Annotated in this window: 17 protein-coding genes; 6 read left to right on the top strand and 11 right to left on the bottom strand. The window is 72.3% G+C overall.

Going from position 1 to position 17,363, the window contains the following annotated elements; genetic code table 11:
• The first annotated feature begins 125 nt into the window (after positions 1 to 125).
• The gene (locus AC0666_RS16120; RefSeq protein WP_478707783.1) at positions 126 to 1,271 is read left to right on the top strand and encodes a hypothetical protein; all 1,146 of its coding nucleotides are present in this window, start codon (positions 126 to 128) and stop codon (positions 1,269 to 1,271) included.
• Positions 1,272 to 1,309: 38 nt separating this feature from the next.
• Here AC0666_RS16120 and AC0666_RS16115 read toward each other — a convergent pair whose 3' ends face one another.
• Positions 1,310 to 2,935: a FadD3 family acyl-CoA ligase gene (locus AC0666_RS16115; protein ID WP_478707782.1), complete on the bottom strand. Its 1,626-nt coding sequence runs from the start codon at positions 2,933 to 2,935 to the stop codon at positions 1,310 to 1,312.
• A gap of 86 nt (positions 2,936 to 3,021) precedes the next feature.
• Here AC0666_RS16115 and AC0666_RS16110 point away from each other — a divergent pair, with 86 nt between their 5' ends.
• Genes AC0666_RS16110 through AC0666_RS16100 form a run of 3 tightly spaced genes read left to right on the top strand, consistent with a single transcriptional unit; the run spans position 3,022 to position 5,412 of the window.
• Positions 3,022 to 4,173, top strand: coding sequence for a lipid-transfer protein (locus AC0666_RS16110; RefSeq protein WP_468970030.1), 1,152 nt, complete (start codon positions 3,022 to 3,024; stop codon positions 4,171 to 4,173).
• A gap of 10 nt (positions 4,174 to 4,183) precedes the next feature.
• Positions 4,184 to 4,639 (top strand): Zn-ribbon domain-containing OB-fold protein, encoded by a 456-nt coding sequence (locus AC0666_RS16105; RefSeq protein ID WP_468970032.1) that lies wholly within the window; start codon positions 4,184 to 4,186, stop codon positions 4,637 to 4,639.
• Positions 4,636 to 5,412 (top strand): enoyl-CoA hydratase/isomerase family protein, encoded by a 777-nt coding sequence (locus tag AC0666_RS16100; RefSeq protein WP_468970035.1) that lies wholly within the window; start codon positions 4,636 to 4,638, stop codon positions 5,410 to 5,412. The genes AC0666_RS16105 and AC0666_RS16100 overlap by 4 nt, the downstream gene beginning before the upstream one ends.
• A 52-nt stretch (positions 5,413 to 5,464) precedes the next feature.
• On the opposite strand, the gene AC0666_RS16095 is transcribed toward AC0666_RS16100, so the two are convergent.
• Complete coding sequence (locus AC0666_RS16095; RefSeq protein WP_468970038.1) at positions 5,465 to 5,953, bottom strand: hypothetical protein; 489 nt, start codon at positions 5,951 to 5,953, stop codon at positions 5,465 to 5,467.
• A 107-nt stretch (positions 5,954 to 6,060) separates the two neighbouring features.
• Here AC0666_RS16095 and AC0666_RS16090 point away from each other — a divergent pair, with 107 nt between their 5' ends.
• Complete coding sequence (locus AC0666_RS16090; RefSeq protein ID WP_478707781.1) at positions 6,061 to 6,555, top strand: hypothetical protein; 495 nt, start codon at positions 6,061 to 6,063, stop codon at positions 6,553 to 6,555.
• A gap of 105 nt (positions 6,556 to 6,660) precedes the next feature.
• On the opposite strand, the gene AC0666_RS16085 is transcribed toward AC0666_RS16090, so the two are convergent.
• From AC0666_RS16085 to kbpA, 7 genes are all read right to left on the bottom strand, one after another.
• The gene (locus tag AC0666_RS16085; RefSeq protein ID WP_478707780.1) at positions 6,661 to 7,035 is read right to left on the bottom strand and encodes a hypothetical protein; all 375 of its coding nucleotides are present in this window, start codon (positions 7,033 to 7,035) and stop codon (positions 6,661 to 6,663) included.
• A gap of 173 nt (positions 7,036 to 7,208) precedes the next feature.
• Positions 7,209 to 7,670, bottom strand: coding sequence for a hypothetical protein (locus AC0666_RS16080; protein ID WP_468970045.1), 462 nt, complete (start codon positions 7,668 to 7,670; stop codon positions 7,209 to 7,211).
• Positions 7,671 to 7,747: 77 nt separating this feature from the next.
• Entirely contained in the window at positions 7,748 to 9,649 is a 1,902-nt protein-coding gene (locus tag AC0666_RS16075; RefSeq protein WP_478707779.1) for an alpha/beta hydrolase, read from the bottom strand.
• Positions 9,650 to 9,658: 9 nt separating this feature from the next.
• Positions 9,659 to 10,114, bottom strand: a complete 456-nt coding sequence (locus AC0666_RS16070) for a hypothetical protein (RefSeq protein ID WP_478707778.1) — start codon at positions 10,112 to 10,114, stop codon at positions 9,659 to 9,661.
• Between the two features lie 150 nt (positions 10,115 to 10,264).
• Positions 10,265 to 10,759: a peptidylprolyl isomerase gene (locus AC0666_RS16065; RefSeq protein WP_468581789.1), complete on the bottom strand. Its 495-nt coding sequence runs from the start codon at positions 10,757 to 10,759 to the stop codon at positions 10,265 to 10,267.
• A gap of 57 nt (positions 10,760 to 10,816) precedes the next feature.
• Positions 10,817 to 13,243, bottom strand: a complete 2,427-nt coding sequence (gene afsK / locus AC0666_RS16060) for a protein serine/threonine kinase AfsK (protein ID WP_468970051.1) — start codon at positions 13,241 to 13,243, stop codon at positions 10,817 to 10,819.
• 227 nt (positions 13,244 to 13,470) lie between these two features.
• Positions 13,471 to 14,280 carry an AfsK-binding protein KbpA gene (kbpA, locus tag AC0666_RS16055; protein ID WP_468581786.1) on the bottom strand — a complete coding sequence of 270 codons (810 nt, stop codon included), beginning with the start codon at positions 14,278 to 14,280 and terminating at the stop codon, positions 13,471 to 13,473.
• A gap of 420 nt (positions 14,281 to 14,700) precedes the next feature.
• On the opposite strand from kbpA, the gene AC0666_RS16050 reads away from it, so the two are divergent.
• Positions 14,701 to 15,348 carry a TetR family transcriptional regulator gene (locus tag AC0666_RS16050; RefSeq protein ID WP_468970053.1) on the top strand — a complete coding sequence of 216 codons (648 nt, stop codon included), beginning with the start codon at positions 14,701 to 14,703 and terminating at the stop codon, positions 15,346 to 15,348.
• A gap of 187 nt (positions 15,349 to 15,535) precedes the next feature.
• Here the strand turns inward: AC0666_RS16050 and AC0666_RS16045 are convergent, their stop codons facing one another.
• Entirely contained in the window at positions 15,536 to 16,018 is a 483-nt protein-coding gene (locus AC0666_RS16045; protein ID WP_468970519.1) for a nitroreductase family deazaflavin-dependent oxidoreductase, read from the bottom strand.
• 8 nt (positions 16,019 to 16,026) lie between these two features.
• Entirely contained in the window at positions 16,027 to 17,289 is a 1,263-nt protein-coding gene (locus tag AC0666_RS16040; protein WP_478707777.1) for an acyl-CoA dehydrogenase family protein, read from the bottom strand.
• Positions 17,290 to 17,363: the final 74 nt, after the last annotated feature.

Genomic DNA, 17,363 nt, shown 5'->3' with positions numbered 1-17,363 from the left:
TCCCCTCCCCCGCATGAGGGAGGCGGATGCTCCGTACGGCGGATGTGACCGGTACCGGTGCGGGCGAGCCTTGAGTGGCAGCTCGTCTTGAGCGGCAGCTCGGATCGTCGGAACCGGAGGGCACCATGGCTGTTTCCAGACCACCGCAGACGACCGCCGGCACCGTCCGGACATGGGTGCGGCGCTGGCCCGTGTGGGTCCCCTACGCCGCCGTCCTGTGGGGCGCGGTGTTCGCCGCGGTCGAGATCGCGTGGGCCGCCACCGGCACCACGGTGCCCTGGTCGCCGCACGTCGCGTACCCGCCGACGGTCCACCTGTCCCTGGCCGCCCTCGCGGTGCTCGCGGCCGGAGCCGCTCTCGCCACCACCCGCAGGCTCCCCGGGTGCGGCCGGGTGCTGGTGGCGGCGGTGCTGGTCCTGGCGACCGCGGTCCTCACGACGGGGATGGCCGCCCTGCCGGCGTACTTCGTGACGTTGGTGGCGCTCTGCGGGGTGGAGAGCGCCACCGGCTTCGTGCAGGAACTGCTGAGTGCGGCGGGGGCCGCGCTGCTGGTCCTCGTCGCGCTGTCGTACCGTCGGCGGCTGCGCGGCAGGTGTCCGCGGTGCGGGCACCGTCACGGGGGTGAGGTCGACGGTCCGCTCGCGCACCCCGCCCCTTCCGTCGCGTCGAAGCGGACCCGGGCCGGGGTCTACCTGTCGATGTGCGGGCTCGTGCCCTGGGCGGGGGTCAAGACCGTCTGGACGCTGGGTGGCGATGCGCTCGGCGTGTCGGCGCAGGGGTGGCGGGAGGCGAGCGCGGGCTCTTCGGGGTTCGCGAAGGCACTCGCGTCGGTCGGCGTCGACGTCACCGTGCTCGCCGCGGCGGCCGGGAGCTTCCTGCTGCTGGGCCTGTTGTACCCGTGGGGGCAGGTCTTCCCGCGCTGGACCCCGGTCGTCGCGGGACGGCGGGTCCCGCGCCTCCTGCCCCTGCTGCCGGCCTGGCTGAGCGCGGTCGGCCTGTCGGTGTACGGCGCATTCCTGCTGGTCTACGCCCTGCTCACGGCCACCGGGGTGCTGCCGGGGATGCAGCCGTCGGGCATCTTCACCACCGGGTCCGGCATCACCTGGATGGTGGTGTTCGGCGGCCTGGCCTTCGGCGGCCTCGGCTTCGGCCTCCTCGCGGCCTCCCGTTCCTACGCCGCCCGCACCCGCCCCGTCTGCGCCGGCGCCACCGCGGCTCCCCGTGCCGCCGAGGCCGGGGTGCGGCCGGGGTGGGCCGGGGCCGGGACGTAGCCGGGGCGGGCCGGGGAAGCCGCCCCGGAGGTCGTCCCCTAGGCCACGGGCCGGGCGCGGGCGCGCAGTTCGCGCTTGAGGACCTTTCCGCTCGCGTTGCGCGGGAGTTCGGTGACGAACTCGACGGCGCGCGGGACCTTGTAGTTGGCCATCTCCCGCCGGGACCAGGCGATCAGGTCGTCGGCGGTGAGGGTGGAGCCGGGGCGGCGTACGGCGTAGGCCTTCCCGACCTCTCCGAGGCGCGGGTCGGGTACGCCGACGACGGCGACGTCCGCGATGTCCGGGTGCAGGCCGATGAGCTGCTCGATCTCGGCGGGGTAGGCGTTGAAGCCGCCGACGATGAACATGTCCTTGATCCGGTCGGTGATGCGGAGGTTGCCGGCCGCGTCGAGGACGCCGACGTCCCCGGTGCGCAGCCAGCCGTCGGCGGTGACGGCCCGGGCGGTCTCGGCCGGGTCCTCGAAGTAGCCGCGCATGACGTGGTGGCCGCGGACCCACACCTCGCCCGCGGTGCCGGCGGGCTGCGCCTGCCCGTCCTGGCCGACGATCCGCACCTCGGTGCCGGGTATGGCCCGTCCCGAGGTGGACGCGATGACCTCGGCCGGGTCGCCGCGGCGGCACATGGTGACGATGCCGCTCGCCTCGGACAGCCCGTACGCGGTGAGGACGGTGGCGATGTGCAGTTCGCCGCGCAGCCGCTCGACGAGCCGCAGCGGGACGACGGCAGCTCCCGTGACGACGAGGCGCAGGGCGGACAGGTCGTGGTGGTGGCGCTGGGGGTGGTCCAGGAGGGACTGGTGGAGGGTGGGCGGGCCGGGGAGTACGGAGATCCGCTCGGCGGCGATGTTCGCGAGGACGGTGTCCACGTTGAAGACGGGCTGGGGGACCATCGTGGCCCCGCGCATCAGGCAGGCGATGATGCCGGCCTTGTAGCCGAAGGTGTGGAAGAAGGGGTTCACGATCAAGTAGCGGTCGCCCTCGCGCAGTCCGGCGAGCTCGCTCCAGACGTCGTAGCAGCGCAGGGACTGGGCGTGGGTGATGACGGCGCCCTTGGGGCTGCCCGTGGTGCCCGAGGTGAAGATGATGTCGGAGGGGTCTTCGGGACGGATCGACTCGGCCCGCTGGCGCACGGCCCCGGCGCTCACGCCGTCCCCTCCGGCCAGGAAGTCCTTCCAGGTGCGGAAGGACTCGGGGGCGTCCTCGGCGAGGACGACGACCTGTTCGAGGTGCGGCAGCCCGGGCAGCGGTCCGGGGCCGTCCCCCGCGGCGGCGGCCCGGCGCAGGGAGGCGACGTAGGAGGTGCCGAGGAAGGTGCCGGTGATGAACAGGAGCCTGGTCCGGCTGCGCTGCAGGACGTATGCGGCTTCCGCGCCTTTGAAACGCGTGTTGAGGGGGACGAGCACCGCGCCCGCCGAGACGGCTCCGAGTGCGCTGACGATCCAGTCCAGGGTGTTGGGGGCCCAGACGGCGACCCGGTCGCCCGGTTCGACGCCGGCCGCGAGTGTGGCGGCGGCGGCGCGCTCGACGCGTTCGCCGAGCTGCGCGTAGCTGATGCGCACGCGTCCGTCGACGACGGCCTCGCGGTCGGCGTACTGCTCCGCCGCCGCCCGCACCAGCCCCGCGATGCTGCCCCAGCGCAGATCGCCCCGCGCGTCCTCGCCCATCGCACACCCCTCCCAGTAGCTGACTATCCGTCAGATTAGCTGTAGCCTTCGCGGCTGTCAGTACTGGCGCAGCCCCGGAGGTGGCGATGGCGGCAACACTCAAGGACGCTACGGCGATAGTCGGGATCGGCCAGACCGCCTTCGCCAAGCGGCTCCCCCAGTCCGAGAAGGAACTGGCCTGCCGGGCGGTCCTCGCCGCCCTCGCGGACGCCGGCATCGCCCCCTCCGAGGTCGACGCCTTCTCCTCGTACACGATGGAGGAGACCGACGAGGTCGAGGTCGCCAAGGCCATCGGCGCGGGCGACGTCACCTTCTTCTCCAAGATCGGCTACGGCGGGGGCGGTTCCTGCGCCACCGTGGGCCACCTCGCCGCCGCCGTCGCGACCGGGCAGGCCTCCGTCGGGGTCGCCTGGCGCTCCCGCAAACGCGGCTCCGGCCCGCGCCCCTGGAAGAACACCACCGTCCAACTGCCCACCCCCGGCCAGTGGACCCGCCCCTTCGGGCTGCTGCGCCCCGCCGACGAGATCGGCATGCTGGCCCGCCGCTACATGCACACCTACGGGGCCACCCGCGAGCACCTCTTCAACGTCGCGATGGCCTGCCGCAACCGGGCCAACGAGAACCCGGCCGCGATGATGTACGAGCGCCCGCTGACCCGCGAGATGTACATGACCTCCCGCATGATCAGCGACCCGCTCTGTCTCTTCGACAACTGCCTGGAGACCGACGGCGCGCTCGCCTGCGTGATCGTGAGCGCCGAACGGGCCCGGGACTGCCGCCACAAGCCCGTCTACGTGCACTCCGCCGCCCAGGGCCTGCCCGCCCAGCACCACGGCATGGTCAACTACTGGAATGACGACCCGCTCTCCGGACCCGCCTGGACGGCCGCCCGGCACCTGTGGAAGCACGCCGACTTCGGCCCCCAGGACGTGGACGTGGCCCAGATCTACGACGCCTTCACCCCGCTGATCCCGCTCTCCCTGGAGGGCTACGGCTTCTGCGGACGAGGCGAGGGAGCCGCCTTCACCGAGGGCGGCGCCCTGGAGACGGGCGGCCGGCTCCCCATCAACACGGGCGGCGGAGGCCTGTCGGAGGCCTACGTGCACGGCTTCAACCTGATCAACGAGGGCGTCAAACAGCTGCGCGGCACCTCCACCGCCCAGGTGCCGGACGCCTCGACCTGCCTGGTGACCGCAGGCGAGGGCGTCCCGACCTCCGCCATCCTGCTGCGAGCTTGAGGAGCCCACCATGACCGCTGCAGCCGAAGACGCCACAGGCCTCCTGCTGCCGGTACCTGACGAGGACGGCGCGCCCTTCTGGGAGTACGCCGCCCGCGGCGAACTGCGCATCCAGGCCTGCACCTCCTGCGGGCGGCTCCGCTTCCCGCCGCGCCCGTGCTGCCCGCACTGCCAGTCCTTCGACTCCGAGTGGCGCCCGATGAGCGGCCGCGGCCGCATCTGGTCCTACGTCCTGCCCCACCCGCCGCTGCTGCCCGCGTACGCCGCGCAGGCCCCGTACAACGTGATCCTCGTCGAGCTGGCCGACGCCCGGCACATCCGCCTCGCGGGCAACCTCGTCACCTCGGCCGACGCCCCGCTGAACTCCGTGGACCCGGCCCGGCTGCGCATCGGCGCACGGGTGCAGGCGGTCTTCACCGAGACCGGCGGCATCACCGTGCCGCGCTGGGTACTGGAGAGGTCATGACGGTACGGGTGGAGCGGGACAAGGCGAGCGGGGTCGCGGTCGTCACCCTGGACCGGGAGCGCACGCACAACGCGATCGACCTGGCGACGGCGGCCGAACTGGCCTCCCTGTGGCGGGAGCTGCGCCACGAGGAGGAGGTCCGGGCGGTGGTCCTCACCGGGGCCGGGCGGGCCGCGTTCTGCACGGGCATCGACCGCGGTGTGTCCGTCCCCCAGCCCTCCTCCCCGTACTCGGTCGACGATCCGCTGCTCGCGATCGGGCCGAAGGCCAACGACCTGTGGAAGCCGGTGGTCGCCGCCGTCAACGGCATGGCCTGCGGCGGGGCGTTCTACCTGCTGGGCGAGTCGGAATTCCTGATCGCCTCGCGGACGGCGACCTTCTTCGACCCGCACACCACGTACGGGATGGTCAGTGCGTACGAGGCGGTCTACATGGCGCAGCGGATGCCGTTCGGGGAGGCGGCCCGGATGTCCCTGATGGGAACGGCGGAACGGCTCTCCGCGGAGCGGGCCCACGCGATCGGCCTGGTCTCGGAGCTGGCGGAGCCCGGGGAACTGCTCGCGGCGGCCGTGCGCGCCGCCGAGACCCTGGCCGGTTTCCCGCCGGAGGCCGTGCAGGGCACCGTACGGGCCCTGTGGTCGGCGAAGCAGGCGGCCCTGCAGCAGGCCCTGTCCCAGGCCCCGGCGCTGATCAGCCTGGGAAACCTCCCCCCGGAGCGCCAGGAGGCTCTGTTCACGGCCCGCAGGACGCATCCGGTGCCCAGGGTGCGGTGAGGCCCGGGGGCCGGGGGGCCGAGGGCCGGGGGCCGGGGCCGCTGGGCGGCGGTCAGTCGATGCGGCCGACGACGCAGGTCCTGGTCTCGGCGGCCTTGTCTTCGTGGACCATCACGGCCGTGACCGTCTGGGTCTCGCGGGCCTTGAGGGTGACGCGGACGGAGGTGCGGTCGACGACGCCGCTCGCGCCTTCGAAGGTGACCGGCACGTCGACGGTGCGTGCCGTGTCGATGTCGGAGGTGACCGTGAGGACGGCCTTCGGGCTGCCGGGTCCGGCGCAGCTGACGACCTGGGCGTGCGCGGGCGGGCGCGCGCTCTTGGTCGGCGAGGGCGTCGACTTGCCGCTGCCGTTGCTGTTGTTGTTGTCGCTGGTGCTGTGGTAGCTGCTGCGCTTCTTGGAGCTGGAGCATCCGCCGCCACTGCTCCCGCCGCTGCTGCTCTTCCCGCCGTGGCTGCCGTGGCCTCCGTGGGAGAACCCGGTGAGCGAGAACACGACGGCCACCAGCACCGCGGTGAACCTGATACGACGGCCGGCCACCATGACGCGATCCCCTCCCTGGACAACGGCGGGCCACGCTATCACCGGCGTGCGGGGGACGGGACCGGGGCGTAGCTTCGGAGCAGGGACCGCTACCCCGGAGGCCCGGCATGATCCGCAACGTCATCGGTTCGCTCATGGGCCTGGCCGGAGCGGCAGCCGCCGTCTGGAGCCCGTTCCGCGCCTGGTACGACGGCCGTCCCGGACGCGACTACCGCCTGCAGGACCTCTTCACCGCCGCCGGGATCACCGACCACGAGGCCGCCCTGCTGGGCTCGCCGCTGCTGCCGTTCCTCGTCGCCGCGGTCCTCGTCCTCGGTGCGGTCGTGGTCCGCTCGCGGCTGCTGATGGCGCTGGCCGGGATCATCGTCCTCGGCTTCACGGTGCTCTGGATGGTCCGGCAGGGGCAGGCGGCGGGCAGCCTCTCGGTCAGCGGCGGCGGCCGCGGCATCGGAGACGGGGTGGCCACCGCCTTCGTCGCCGGCGCCCTGCTGCTCCTGGCGGCGGCGGTCATGAGCGGCCGCCCCCGGCGCGAATCCCCCGGCCGGGTCGGCCCCCCGCCCGACGAGCACTGGCCTTCGCCGCCGGGCGGGGATCCCGTGTGACGCGGCCGGGTCAGTACTCGCCGTCGAGGGCGGAGGCGGAGGCCGCGCGGTAACAGGCGGACACCACCGTGAAGTTGAGCATGGTGTCGCCGTGCGCGGTCTTCTTCAGGCCGTGACCACCATGTCGAACCCCTCGGCCTTGTTCTCGGCGATGATCTCCGGGTCCTGGTCCTTGGTCTTGGCCTTGCCGTCCTTGGTGATCTTCCAGCCGTTCTCGGTGAGCCCCTTGCGCAGGTTCGCCATGCCCGTGTCCACGTCCTGCTCGCTGAGGCCGTACACCGACCACGGGTGGGACGTGGAGAACAGGTCGTCCCCGTACTCGCGGCAGCGCGAGACGCTCGGGCCCGGCTCGGTGACCTTGCCCTCGGTGACCTTGCCCTTGACCCCGGTCATCTCCAGCAGTCGGCCGGAGACGGTCTTCGCCTTCTGGCGCGCCGGGTCGGGGTCCATCCTCACCGGCGTGTAGTTGAGCTCCTTCACGTTCGCACACCCCACCGACAGCATGGAAAACAACCCGGCAAGGACGACTGCGAGAGCCCCGGCCCGCAGAGGTCGGCAAATGCGGCGTCCGCCGGCCCCCGACCCATAGAGGGCGGGGCCGGTCGACCGTTGCGGGCGGGGCGGAGGCCAGGCGGAAGCCGGCGGAGACTTTCTCACTCCGCGTCGGTGGCGCGGAAGCACCGGGAGTAGACGCTGAAGTAGATCAGGTTCTCACCGCCGTCGGAGCTGTCCATCCAGCTGGCCTCAAGTTGGGTGTGCGTCTTCTCGTGGACCGCGAAGACCTCAAGCGTCTTGGCCTTCGTGTTCACGTTCGGGCCGTTCTTCACGACCTGCCAGCCGTTCTGCGGCAGCTTTTCGGCGAGGCTCTTCATACCCTTGTCGAGAGTGTCGCGGTCCGCACCGTAGAGGGACCAGACGTGCCGGACCACCCTCAGACCCTTCTTCTTCTCCTCGCTGGTGCCGCAGGGATAGGTCACCGGTCCCCCGGTTTCCGAAACCTTGCCCTTGACCTGGGTCATGTCGAGCGCCCTGCTCGACAGCTCGCCGACCTCTGCCTCCACCTCCTTGCTGGTGCGGGGCTGCGGGTCGTAGGAGCGCTTGGATTCGTTGTCCATGAGAGAACATCCTGCTGTGAGGGTCAGAGCGCCCAGGAGCGCCAGTGCAATGACGTTACGCCCGTGCCTTCGAACCACTAATGGGCCTCCCACTCAAGTTCGACTCTGTCGTACCGCCCGGCTATGACGGCTGCCTGGTTCCGCAGGCTGAGGGACGGCTTGCCGTCCTGCTCGTCCCAGAAGTTTCCGTGGCCCGGGGCGTCGCTCCGCATCTTGTTGGCGCCGAAGGACTCGTCGGTCGGAATGGTCCAGTTGTCGCCGAGCCCGACGAGTCGCCCGCCGCCGGTGACGAGGTCGTCGTCACCTCCACCTTCCATCGCCCACGTGTGCTTCCCCTTGAATCCCAGGTCCGCCGCATGGTCCGCCTGCATGCCGGGGCTGCCCGCCACGACCACGTCGTCGACGGGCAGGGGGTCGGCCCAGGTGTCGGCGTAGTCACTGCGGTACTTCGCCGTGTCGCCGATCACCGTGGAACCGTAACTGTGGCCCATGAGCGTCGTGTGGGAGTGGTTGCCGGAAGCCGACTGGTGGGCCGCCTCGGTGCCGTCGAGAAACCGTCGCAGGGTAGGCGCCGCCTTCTCGGCGTACTTGTCGTCGACGGCCTCGGGGATGATGTCCCCGCTGTCGCCGGGCGCCGCCGAGCGCGGGGCGTCGTAGTCGAACCAGGTGATGGTCGACACCGTCTGGCCGGGCGCCATCGCCGAGCTGTGGCGCCACATGGCCTCACTCTTCAAGGCCTCGTCCTCGATGCTGCCCAGCGTCGTCTTCGTGCCGGGCACGAAGATCGCGGTGTGGTCCGCGGTGTCGGGATTCCCGTTGGCCAGGATCACGCGTCCGTCGTGGTTCGCCTCGGCGTCGAAACCGAGCAAGTACGCCTCGGGCAGTCCGTCCTTGCCCGTCTCGTCGAAGCGCTTCTGGATGACCTCCATGCCGTGCAGGCGGTCTTCCAGGTGGGCTTTCCTGTCCGCGTGCTTGTCATGCCACTCGCGCCACTCGTCGGTCTCCTCGCGCATCCATGCGCGCCCGTGCTGGACGTAGTGGTACTTGGGCTGCGGTTCCGGGGGGATCCCGTTCAGTTCAACCTGGTAGGCGCCGTGCTGCTCCGCGAGTACCGCACGGTTGGCCTGGTCACGGACGTCCGCCGGAAGCCCGTCCAGCGCTCCGACGCTCGCGGGCCGCAGGGTGACGTAGGCGTCCCTCTCGTCCTGGGACAGGCTCTTCCACCAGTCGGCGTTCGACCGCGGATCGCCGTCCTTCGGCGGGGCCTTCACATGGTCCAGGTAGTCCTTCGCGCCCGCGCGGACGTCCGCGGTGTCGCTCTGCACGTCGGCCCAGTCCTTGTCGGACACGACGAGGTCGTCGTCGGCCTTGAGCTTGCGGAGCTTGGGCGCCCACAGGGTGTCGGCCTCGGTGGCCTCGGCGACGGCCTGCGCGATGCGGTTGGCGATCTCCACCGCCTTGCCGAAGTTCGGGTTGGGGTGGATGTTCGCCGCCTGCCGCTCCAGGGCGTCGGCCAGGTTGTTGGCGTCCCGCGTCGGGTCGATCACGTTGCCGGAGGGCTTGCCCTTGGCGCTGCCGGTGACGGTGCCGCCCTCGGGCACCTTCCCGTCCTTCTCCTCGCCGCCGGGCGGGTAGCTCACCGAACCGTCCGCGCCCACCGTGAACTTCGCGTGTACGGCGTCTTCGAGGGCTGCTTCCAGCTTCTTCTTCGCGTCGGTCATCGCCGCCGCGAGCGCCTTCAGGGAGGTGGCGGCGAGTCCGCATTCCACCTGTACGTAGTGGAAGTTCTTCGCCAGGTCCCGGAGCGAGCCCAGCGCCGCGTCCACGGCTTCGCCCTTGAGGCCGGCCCGCAGGCGGGCCGAGATCTGGCCCTCCGCGTCCCCGTAGCCGTGGTCGGCCATGTCGCTGACGGCCTTGTAGCCGTCAGCCGCCTCGGTGAACTCGGACGGCTTGAGGGCCTTGAGTGCTGCGTAATCCATCGCTCAGGCTCACCGGCTCCCGTTGCCGCCGGTGGCGGGGGTGTCCTTGTACTGGCCGTTGATCTGGGCGAACCCGCCCTTGATGTCCTCGTCGTTGGCGTACTGGCCGGTGCCGGCCTTCTCCAGCGGCCCCTGGAGCGAGGTGCACTTGCCCGCCAGGCTGTCGAGGTACGTCTTCCAGGACTGGTAGAGCTCCTGCTGGGCCGTGGCGCTCTCCACGCCGGTGAGGGCGGCACCCTTCTGGCCGTTCTCCAGGGACGTCACGGCGGTCTTGATGCTCGTCGCCAGTCCGCCGAGGTCCTGACTGGCCCGGTTCCAGACCGCCTTGTCGGACGTCAGGTCACCGTCACCGCCACCGCCACCGCCGCCGCCTCCGTCGGCTGCCGCGGTACTGGCGAGGTGCATCTGCGCCCCGCCCGCCGTCTGTTGTTTGAGACCCGCCCACTCCGTGTCAAAGGACGTCATGCCGGATCGGCCCCCGTGCTCCCGATTGCTGTGATCAAGGGCTCATCCTATGAGCACATGAAGCGGAGCCGTCAGTACCGGGTGCCGGGCATGGCGGCGGCCCCGTTCCGAAACAGAGGGAACGGGGCCGGCCTGCCGGATCGGCGGGGATCAGGCCTCGACGACGCCCGAGGCGGCGACCTCGATCTTGCCGCGGGTGGCGCCCGAGGGGGTGCCGAGCTTCTCGATCCGGTCCACGACGTCCTGGCCCTCGACGACCTCGCCGAAGACGACGTGCTTGCCGTCCAGCCACGGGGTGACGACGGTGGTGATGAAGAACTGCGAGCCGTTGGTGTTGCGGCCGGCGTTCGCCATCGACAGCAGGTACGGGCGGTCGTGCTTCAGCTGGAAGTTCTCGTCGGCGAACTTCTCGCCGTAGATGCTCTTGCCGCCGGTGCCGTTCTGGTTGGTGAAGTCGCCGCCCTGCAGCATGAACTGCGGGATGACCCGGTGGAACGGCGAGCCCGCGTAGCCGAAGCCGTGCTCACCGGTGGCGAGCTCCCGGAAGTTCTTGGCGGTCTTCGGGACGACCTCGTCGAAGAGGTTGAAGACGATACGGCCGGCGGGCTGGCCGTCGATGTTGATGTCGAAGTAGACGTTGCTCATGGGGTCCATCCTGTCACTCCCGGTGCCGTACGCGACCCGGCGGGGCCGGAAACGGGCTCAGCCGGCCGTACGGGTGCCCGTGCCCTTGGCCGCGTCCAGGGCGTACACGCAGCGGTCCTTGCTGCACGCGTACACCACGCCCGCCTCCGCGACCGGGGCGCCGGTGATCTCCCCGCCCGTGGCCAGCTTCCAGCGCAGCTGGCCGCCTGCCGCGTCCAGCGTGTACAGGCAGTGGTCCGCCGAACCGAAGTGCACGCGGCCGTCCGCGACCGCGGGCAGGCCGGTGATCTCGCCGCCCGCGGCGAAGCGCCACTTCGGGGTGCCCGTGACCGCGTCCAGCGTGTACAGGGCGCTGCCCGCCCCCAGGTGGACGTTGCCGTGGGCGACCACCACCGGGTCCGCGGAGGACCGCGGCTCGGTCGCGATGCGCCAGCGGTCCTTGCCGGTGGCCGCGTCCAGGGCGTAGACGGTGCCCAGGTAGTCCGCGAGGTAGACGCCGCCGCCCGTCACCGCCGCGCCGGGCGCGAAGGCGGGGGGCGCCAGGAAGACCGCGGGGGCCTCGAAGTGCCAGCGGACCCGGCCCGAGGCCCGGTCGACGGACAGGACGCGGGTGCCGGCCGCGACGTAGACGTTGCCGTCCGGCGCCGGGGTGACCCGCACGGGGACGTTCCCGCAGGAGGCCGCGTCGCCGACCGGGTACGACCACGACTCCCGGCCCGAGCGGGCGTCCAGGGCGCGCAGCCGCGCGTCCTGCCACACGTACACGGTGCCGTCGTGCAGGACGGGGGCCGCCTCCGGGGTCTCGAAGTCGCTCTGCGCGCCGGTCAGCTCCCACAGCTTCTGGCCGTTCGAGGCCTCCCAGCCCTGCACTCCGCCGCCGCGGGTGGCGGTGACGACGGTGCCCCGCTCGGCGCGCAGGGCGTACACCCAGGCTTCGGTGGACAACCGCCACCGCTCGGAGCCGTCGGAGGCGTCCAGGGCGTAGAGCGAGGGGCCGTCGGAGGCGTGGATGCGGCCGTCGGCGACGGCCATGGACCAGGCCACGTCGCGCGTCTTGAACTGGCGCCGGCCGCTGGCCACGTCCAGGGCGTGCACCTCGAAGGAGGTGACGTAGAGCAGGTCGCCGGCGACGGTCGGGGTCCCCCAGACCTCGTTCGACATGCGGAAGCGCCAGGGGCGCCAGCGGCCGCTGTCCGGGGACGGGCCCGGATGGGGCACGGCCGCGGCCGCCCCCGCCGCCTGGACGGCCGCGGAGGCGCCCGCCCCCGCGCCGCCCGGCGGCCGGACCCAGCCCGTCGCCGAGTCCGCGGCCGGAGCGTGCGCCGCGGGCGCCGAGGCGGTCGCCCGCGGCCCGGGCCCGATCGGCACCGGGGAGCCGCCGAGGCGGACCGGCTCGCCGGAGGGCGCGGGGGACACCGGCCTCGGCGGATGCTGGGGTCGCTGCGGCGCAGGCCGGCCGGTCCGCGGGTCCACCCAGGAGTCGACGCCGCGGGGCTCGCGGCGGTGTGTGGCGGCGCTGGAGGCAGGGCCCCCGGCCGGGCCCCCGTCGCCCCGCGGTCCGGGCGCCGGGACGGGCGCGGCCGCCGTACGCTGGCCGGCCCGCCGGGCCTCGATCATCGCGACGGCCCGGCCGGGCAGCCACGCCGATGCGGTCCCGCTGTCGTCACCGCCGTCGAAGAGGTGCGGGGCCAGCTGCGCCTGGAGGTCCGCCGGGGTCGGCCGCAGGGCGGCGTCCATCTGCATGCAGGACTCGATCAGCGGCCGCAGCTCCTCGGGCAGCCCCTCCAGGTTGGGGCCCTCGCGCAGCAGCATGAACACCGTCTCCACCGGGTTGGCCCCGTGGTAGGGCGGGTGCCCGGTCGCCGCGAACACCAGCGTCGAGCCGAGCGAGAACACGTCGCTGGCGCCCTTGACGCTGCGCGAGTCCTTCGCCTGCTCGGGCGACATGTAGGCGGGCGTGCCGACGGCGACGTTCGTCATGGTCAGGCGGGTGTTGGAGACGCCGCTGGCGATGCCGAAGTCGATCACGCGCGGGCCGTCCTCGACGACGAGCACGTTGGACGGCTTCAGGTCGCGGTGGACGAGGCCGGCCCCGTGGATGGACTGCAGTGCCTCCGCGATGCCGGCGGCCAGCCACCGTACGGCCTGGGCGGGCATCGGCCCGCACTCGTTGACGATCTCCTCCAGAGAGGGCGCCGGGACGTACGCGGTCGCCAGCCACGGCACGGCGGCCCGCGGGTCCGCGTCTACGACGGCCGCGGTGTAGAAGCCGGAGACGGCGCGCGCCGCCTCCACCTCACGCGTGAAGCGCACCCGGAACAGCTGGTCCTCGGCGAGCTCGGTGCGCACCGTCTTGATCGCCACCCGGCGTCCGGACGCCGACCGTGCGAGATAGACCAGCCCCATGCCGCCGGCGCCGAGCCGTCCCAGCACCTCGAAGGGGCCGATCCGTCTCGGGTCGTGCTGCGTCAGCTGCTCCACCACTCGCCTCACACCTCCCCGTACGGGCCCTCGCCGGGCCCGTATCCACCTGCACGCGCGCCGGCACGGCGGTCGGCCCCGTGCAGCGTCTCATCCCGGGCGCCGCCCGGGGTCGCGCAACCCCGATTCTGTCAGGCCCGCGCCGAGGCCGTGTCGCCACACGGGAGCCGCGGGGCGCGTCGTGCGGATCAGGGCTCACGGATCAGGACTCACCGATCAGGACTCACCGATCAGGACTCCTGGGCGGACTGCCGGGTGCGGTGCTCCGACAGCAGCGCGAAGACCGCGCCCTGGTTGTCGGCGACGACCGCGATCCGGCCGTACGGCGTGTCGAGGGGATCGGCGGTGACCCGGCCGCCGAGCCGCTGCACCACCGCGACGGACTGGTCGCAGTCCGGGACGGCGAAGTACGCGAGGAAGTGCGCGGGCATGATGTCCGGGAAGGCGTCGGTGATCAGGCTGCGGCCGAGGACGGCGGTCTCGGCACCCGGCGCACTGCCGGGCGGGGACCACAGGCGGTATTCGAAGCCGGTGCCGTCGTCGTCCTGGTCCTCGGGGACGTAGCCGAAGACGTTGGCGTAGAAGACGTCGACGGCGTCACGGGCCCGCGTGTAGAGCTCGGTCCAGCAGTAGGTGTACGGCTCCTGCTGGGCCTCGAAGCCGTGGTGGGTGCCGGGCTGCCACAGGCCGAAGACGGCCCCGCCGGGGTCGGCGGCCAGGGCGGCGGTGCCGTACGGGCCCACGGGCTGCGGATCCATCACCATCTGGCCGCCGGAGGCGCGGATGCGGGCGGCGCAGGCGTAGGCGTCGGACGTGTAGAGGTAGATCCCCCAGACGGTGGGCATGCGGCCGTCGGGCTTGGGGGCGAGGGCGGCGACGTTGCGGCCGCGGCTGTAGGCCTGGGTGTAGTGGCCGTACCGGGCGCCGGCGCCCTCTCCGAAGGTCCACCCGAAGAGCTCCCCGTAGAAGCGCTTGCCCGCTTCGACGTCCGGAAGGGAGGCATCCACCCAGCAGGGTGTGCCCTCCGCGAATGCGGCCATGGCCCGTTTCCTTCCGTTGTGCGGGGGTGCGTACCCTCTCCCTCGGCCATGATCCGCCCGAGGCCTTGTCCACACCCTGTTGATAAGACTAATCGGGGGATACCGAGAGGAAGCGGGCGGGTCGGGCTCCGGAGGGCGGGAGGGGGCCGGGAGGGGGCGGGAGCGGGCCGAGGGGCGGGGGCGGGGCCGGTGTGGGGGTGGTGTGGGGGCGGGCGGGTGCAGGGCGGCAGCGGGGCGGGTGTGGGGCGGTCTCGGGGCGGGCCGCGGGGAGGCCACGGGCCGGGGCGCCTGCGGCACACGATCGGCCGGAATCCGCCGGGAAGCGCCCACGGGTGCGGCTCAGCCCCAGGCCAGGGGCCCCGTCACCCCATTTGCAGGCGGCCGAATCGCGCCCGGATCCCCCCTCGGTAAGCTGACGGCATGACAGGACAAGTACGCACCGTCGACGGCCGCGTTGCCGGTCGGCGCGGTCAGGCGACGCGGCAGAAGCTGCTCGACTGCCTGGGCGAGATGCTCAGCTCCTCGCCGTACCGCGACGTGAAGGTGATCGATGTCGCCCGCAAGGCCGGCACGTCCCCTGCGACCTTCTACCAGTACTTCCCGGACGTCGAGGGCGCCGTCCTGGAGATCGCCGAGGAAATGGCCAGCGAGGGCGCAGAGTTGACGACGCTCGTCGAGGGCCGCAGCTGGGTCGGCAAGGCGGGCTGGCAGGCCGCCGAGGAACTCGTCGAGGGATTCCTGGACTTCTGGCGGCGCAACGACGCGATCCTGCGGGTCGTCGACCTCGGCGCGGCCGAGGGCGACAAGCGCTTCTACAAGATCCGCATGAAGATCCTGAACTCCGTCACCAACTCCCTCACGGAGTCGATGAAGGAGCTGCAGGCGAAGGGCAAGGTCGACAAGGACCTCAGCCCGGCGGCGATGGCCGGTTCACTGGTCGCGATGCTGGCCGCGGTCGCCTCGCACCAGAAGGGCTTCCAGACCTGGGGTGTCAAGCAGGCCGAGCTCAAGCCGAACCTGGCGCTGCTCGTCCACCTGGGCATCACCGGCAAGAAGCCGACCAGGTAACGGCGGACCCCGCCCGGGTCCGCCGCCGGCCAACCGTTTCCCCTTCGGCCGTTTTCCCTTCGGCTGCCTCCCCTTCGGCCGTCTCCCCTCCTCGGCCGCCCCTCCCTTCCTCGCCTCGCCTCGACTCTCCGCTCCTCCCCTCCCTCCCCTCTCCTCCCTGCGGCCCCGTTCCGGTCATCCGCCGCGATCAGCGACGCTCCAGGCGGAACAACCGGATCTCACGCTCGATGCGCGCCTGGTACGTCGCGTACGGCGGCCAGAACCGCAGCACCCTCCGCCATGCCGCTGCGCGCTCCTCACCCTCCAGCAGCCGAGCCCGTACGGCGATGTCCCGGCCCTTCCAACTGACCTGTGCCTCGGGGTGCTTGATCAGGTTCCCGGTCCAGGCCGGGTGACCGGGACGGCCGAAGTTGGAGCCGATCAGGATCCAGCTCGCGCCCCCTTCCTCGGGCATGCAGGCGAGCGGCGTGGTGCGCGGCTCCCCCGTTTTCGCGCCTTTGGCGGTGAGGATCACGCCGGGGAGCATCTGGGCGCTGAGGATGACCTTGCCGCGGGTCAGCTTGTGCACGGCCTTGTCGAGGGCGGGGATGAAGTGCGGCGCGATCCTGGCGAAGAGCAGGGTCGAGGAGATCTTCTGCATGAGCTTGACGCCGGGAGCCGACCCGGCCATCGGAGTCCTCACGCGATCACCCTTTCGCTGTTGCTTTCGCTGTTGCTTTCGTCGTTGCTTTCGTCGTTGCTGTCGGTTGCGCTTGCGTTTTCGCCGTGGTCGGTGGGGGCGGCGGTGAAGAGGCCCGCCCGGTGAGCGGCGTGCGCACGCAACCGGTGGACCGGGCCGAACAGGAGCTCGTCGCCCGCCGCCCGCTTGAAGTACAGGTGGGCGTCGTGCTCCCAGGTGAAGCCGATGCCGCCGTGCAGCTGGATCGCCTCGCCGGCGGTCAGCCGCAGGGCGTCCAGGGCCTGGGCGAGGGCCAGGGCGCCCTGCTGTGGGTCCCAGGCGGCGTAGTAGGCCGCCGAGCGGGCCGCCTGCACCTGTACGTACAGGTCGGCGAGGCGGTGTTTGACCGCCTGGAACGATCCGATCGCCCGGCCGAACTGCTCCCGCTGCCGGACGTGGTCCACCGTGCGGGCCAGCGCCTGTCCGGCCGCGCCGACCGCCTCGGCGGCCAGGACCGCGGCGGCGGCGCGCCCGGTGGCGGCGAGTGGGCCGAGCACGTCCTCCTCGCCGGTGCCGAGCAACTCGGCCGGAACGTCGCGCAGTTGGATCCGGGCCTGCGGACGGGTCTCGTCCAGGGTGGCCTGCCGTGACCGTACGAGGCCGGGTGCGTCCTCCCGTACGAGGAAGAGCAGGGTCCGGCTGCGGGCGAACCCACCGGTGTGCGCGGCGACGACCAGCACGGAGGCGCTGTGCCCGTCGAGCACCTGGGCCACCTCCCCGTACAGCCGCCAACCGCCGCCCTCCCCCGTACGGGCCTGGACCCCGCCGGCGCGCCCCCCGCCGGACCACTCCCCCGGGGCGTTGTCGCCGGTCAGGGCGAGGGCGGTGGCCAGCGCCGGGCCCGCGACGGCCAGGGCGGCCGTGAGGCCGCCGACGGCGAGCCTGGGAAGCAGGGCGGCGCGCTGCGGGGCGCTGCCGAGGCCTGTGATCAGCGGCACCGCGAGGGACGCGGTGGCGAACAGCGGTGACGGCAGCAGCACCCGTCCGGTCTCCTCACAGGCCAGCGCGAGGTCGGCGGGGGTGCAGCCGACTCCTCCGTACTCCTCGGCGATGGCGAGGCCCGGCAGGCCGAGCCGCTGCGAGAGCTGCTGCCACAGCTCGCGGTCGTAGCCGGCGGCAGTGCGGACGGCGGCCTTGACCTCGTCCGGTCCGCAACGTTTGCCCAGGATCTCGTGCAGGGTGCGGCGTACCTCGTCCTGCTCCGCGGTGAAGGCGGCGTCCATCGGCTGGCTCCTCCTGGGGGCACCACCCCAGCGGCGGCTGGGACGGTATCTGACGGACCGTCATGTTAGGGCGA

It is taken from the genome of Streptomyces sp. NPDC043680, assembly GCF_056436685.1.
The sequence above is the reverse complement of the archived record's forward strand: the minus strand, read 5'-3'. Positions and strand labels throughout refer to the sequence as shown.

What these genes read in the sequence shown, in the direction of transcription:
- AC0666_RS16120 (WP_478707783.1), top strand. Translation starts at nt 126, where the DNA reads ATGGCTGTTTCCAGACCACCGCAGACGACCGCCGGCACCGTCCGGACA.
- AC0666_RS16115 (WP_478707782.1), bottom strand. Translation starts at nt 2,935, where the DNA reads ATGGGCGAGGACGCGCGGGGCGATCTGCGCTGGGGCAGCATCGCGGGG.
- AC0666_RS16110 (WP_468970030.1), top strand. Translation starts at nt 3,022, where the DNA reads ATGGCGGCAACACTCAAGGACGCTACGGCGATAGTCGGGATCGGCCAG.
- AC0666_RS16105 (WP_468970032.1), top strand. Translation starts at nt 4,184, where the DNA reads ATGACCGCTGCAGCCGAAGACGCCACAGGCCTCCTGCTGCCGGTACCT.
- AC0666_RS16100 (WP_468970035.1), top strand. Translation starts at nt 4,636, where the DNA reads ATGACGGTACGGGTGGAGCGGGACAAGGCGAGCGGGGTCGCGGTCGTC.
- AC0666_RS16095 (WP_468970038.1), bottom strand. Translation starts at nt 5,953, where the DNA reads ATGGTGGCCGGCCGTCGTATCAGGTTCACCGCGGTGCTGGTGGCCGTC.
- AC0666_RS16090 (WP_478707781.1), top strand. Translation starts at nt 6,061, where the DNA reads ATGATCCGCAACGTCATCGGTTCGCTCATGGGCCTGGCCGGAGCGGCA.
- AC0666_RS16080 (WP_468970045.1), bottom strand. Translation starts at nt 7,670, where the DNA reads ATGGACAACGAATCCAAGCGCTCCTACGACCCGCAGCCCCGCACCAGC.
- AC0666_RS16075 (WP_478707779.1), bottom strand. Translation starts at nt 9,649, where the DNA reads ATGGATTACGCAGCACTCAAGGCCCTCAAGCCGTCCGAGTTCACCGAG.
- AC0666_RS16070 (WP_478707778.1), bottom strand. Translation starts at nt 10,114, where the DNA reads ATGACGTCCTTTGACACGGAGTGGGCGGGTCTCAAACAACAGACGGCG.
- AC0666_RS16065 (WP_468581789.1), bottom strand. Translation starts at nt 10,759, where the DNA reads ATGAGCAACGTCTACTTCGACATCAACATCGACGGCCAGCCCGCCGGC.
- kbpA (WP_468581786.1), bottom strand. Translation starts at nt 14,280, where the DNA reads ATGGCCGCATTCGCGGAGGGCACACCCTGCTGGGTGGATGCCTCCCTT.
- AC0666_RS16050 (WP_468970053.1), top strand. Translation starts at nt 14,701, where the DNA reads ATGACAGGACAAGTACGCACCGTCGACGGCCGCGTTGCCGGTCGGCGC.
- AC0666_RS16045 (WP_468970519.1), bottom strand. Translation starts at nt 16,018, where the DNA reads ATGGCCGGGTCGGCTCCCGGCGTCAAGCTCATGCAGAAGATCTCCTCG.
- AC0666_RS16040 (WP_478707777.1), bottom strand. Translation starts at nt 17,289, where the DNA reads ATGGACGCCGCCTTCACCGCGGAGCAGGACGAGGTACGCCGCACCCTG.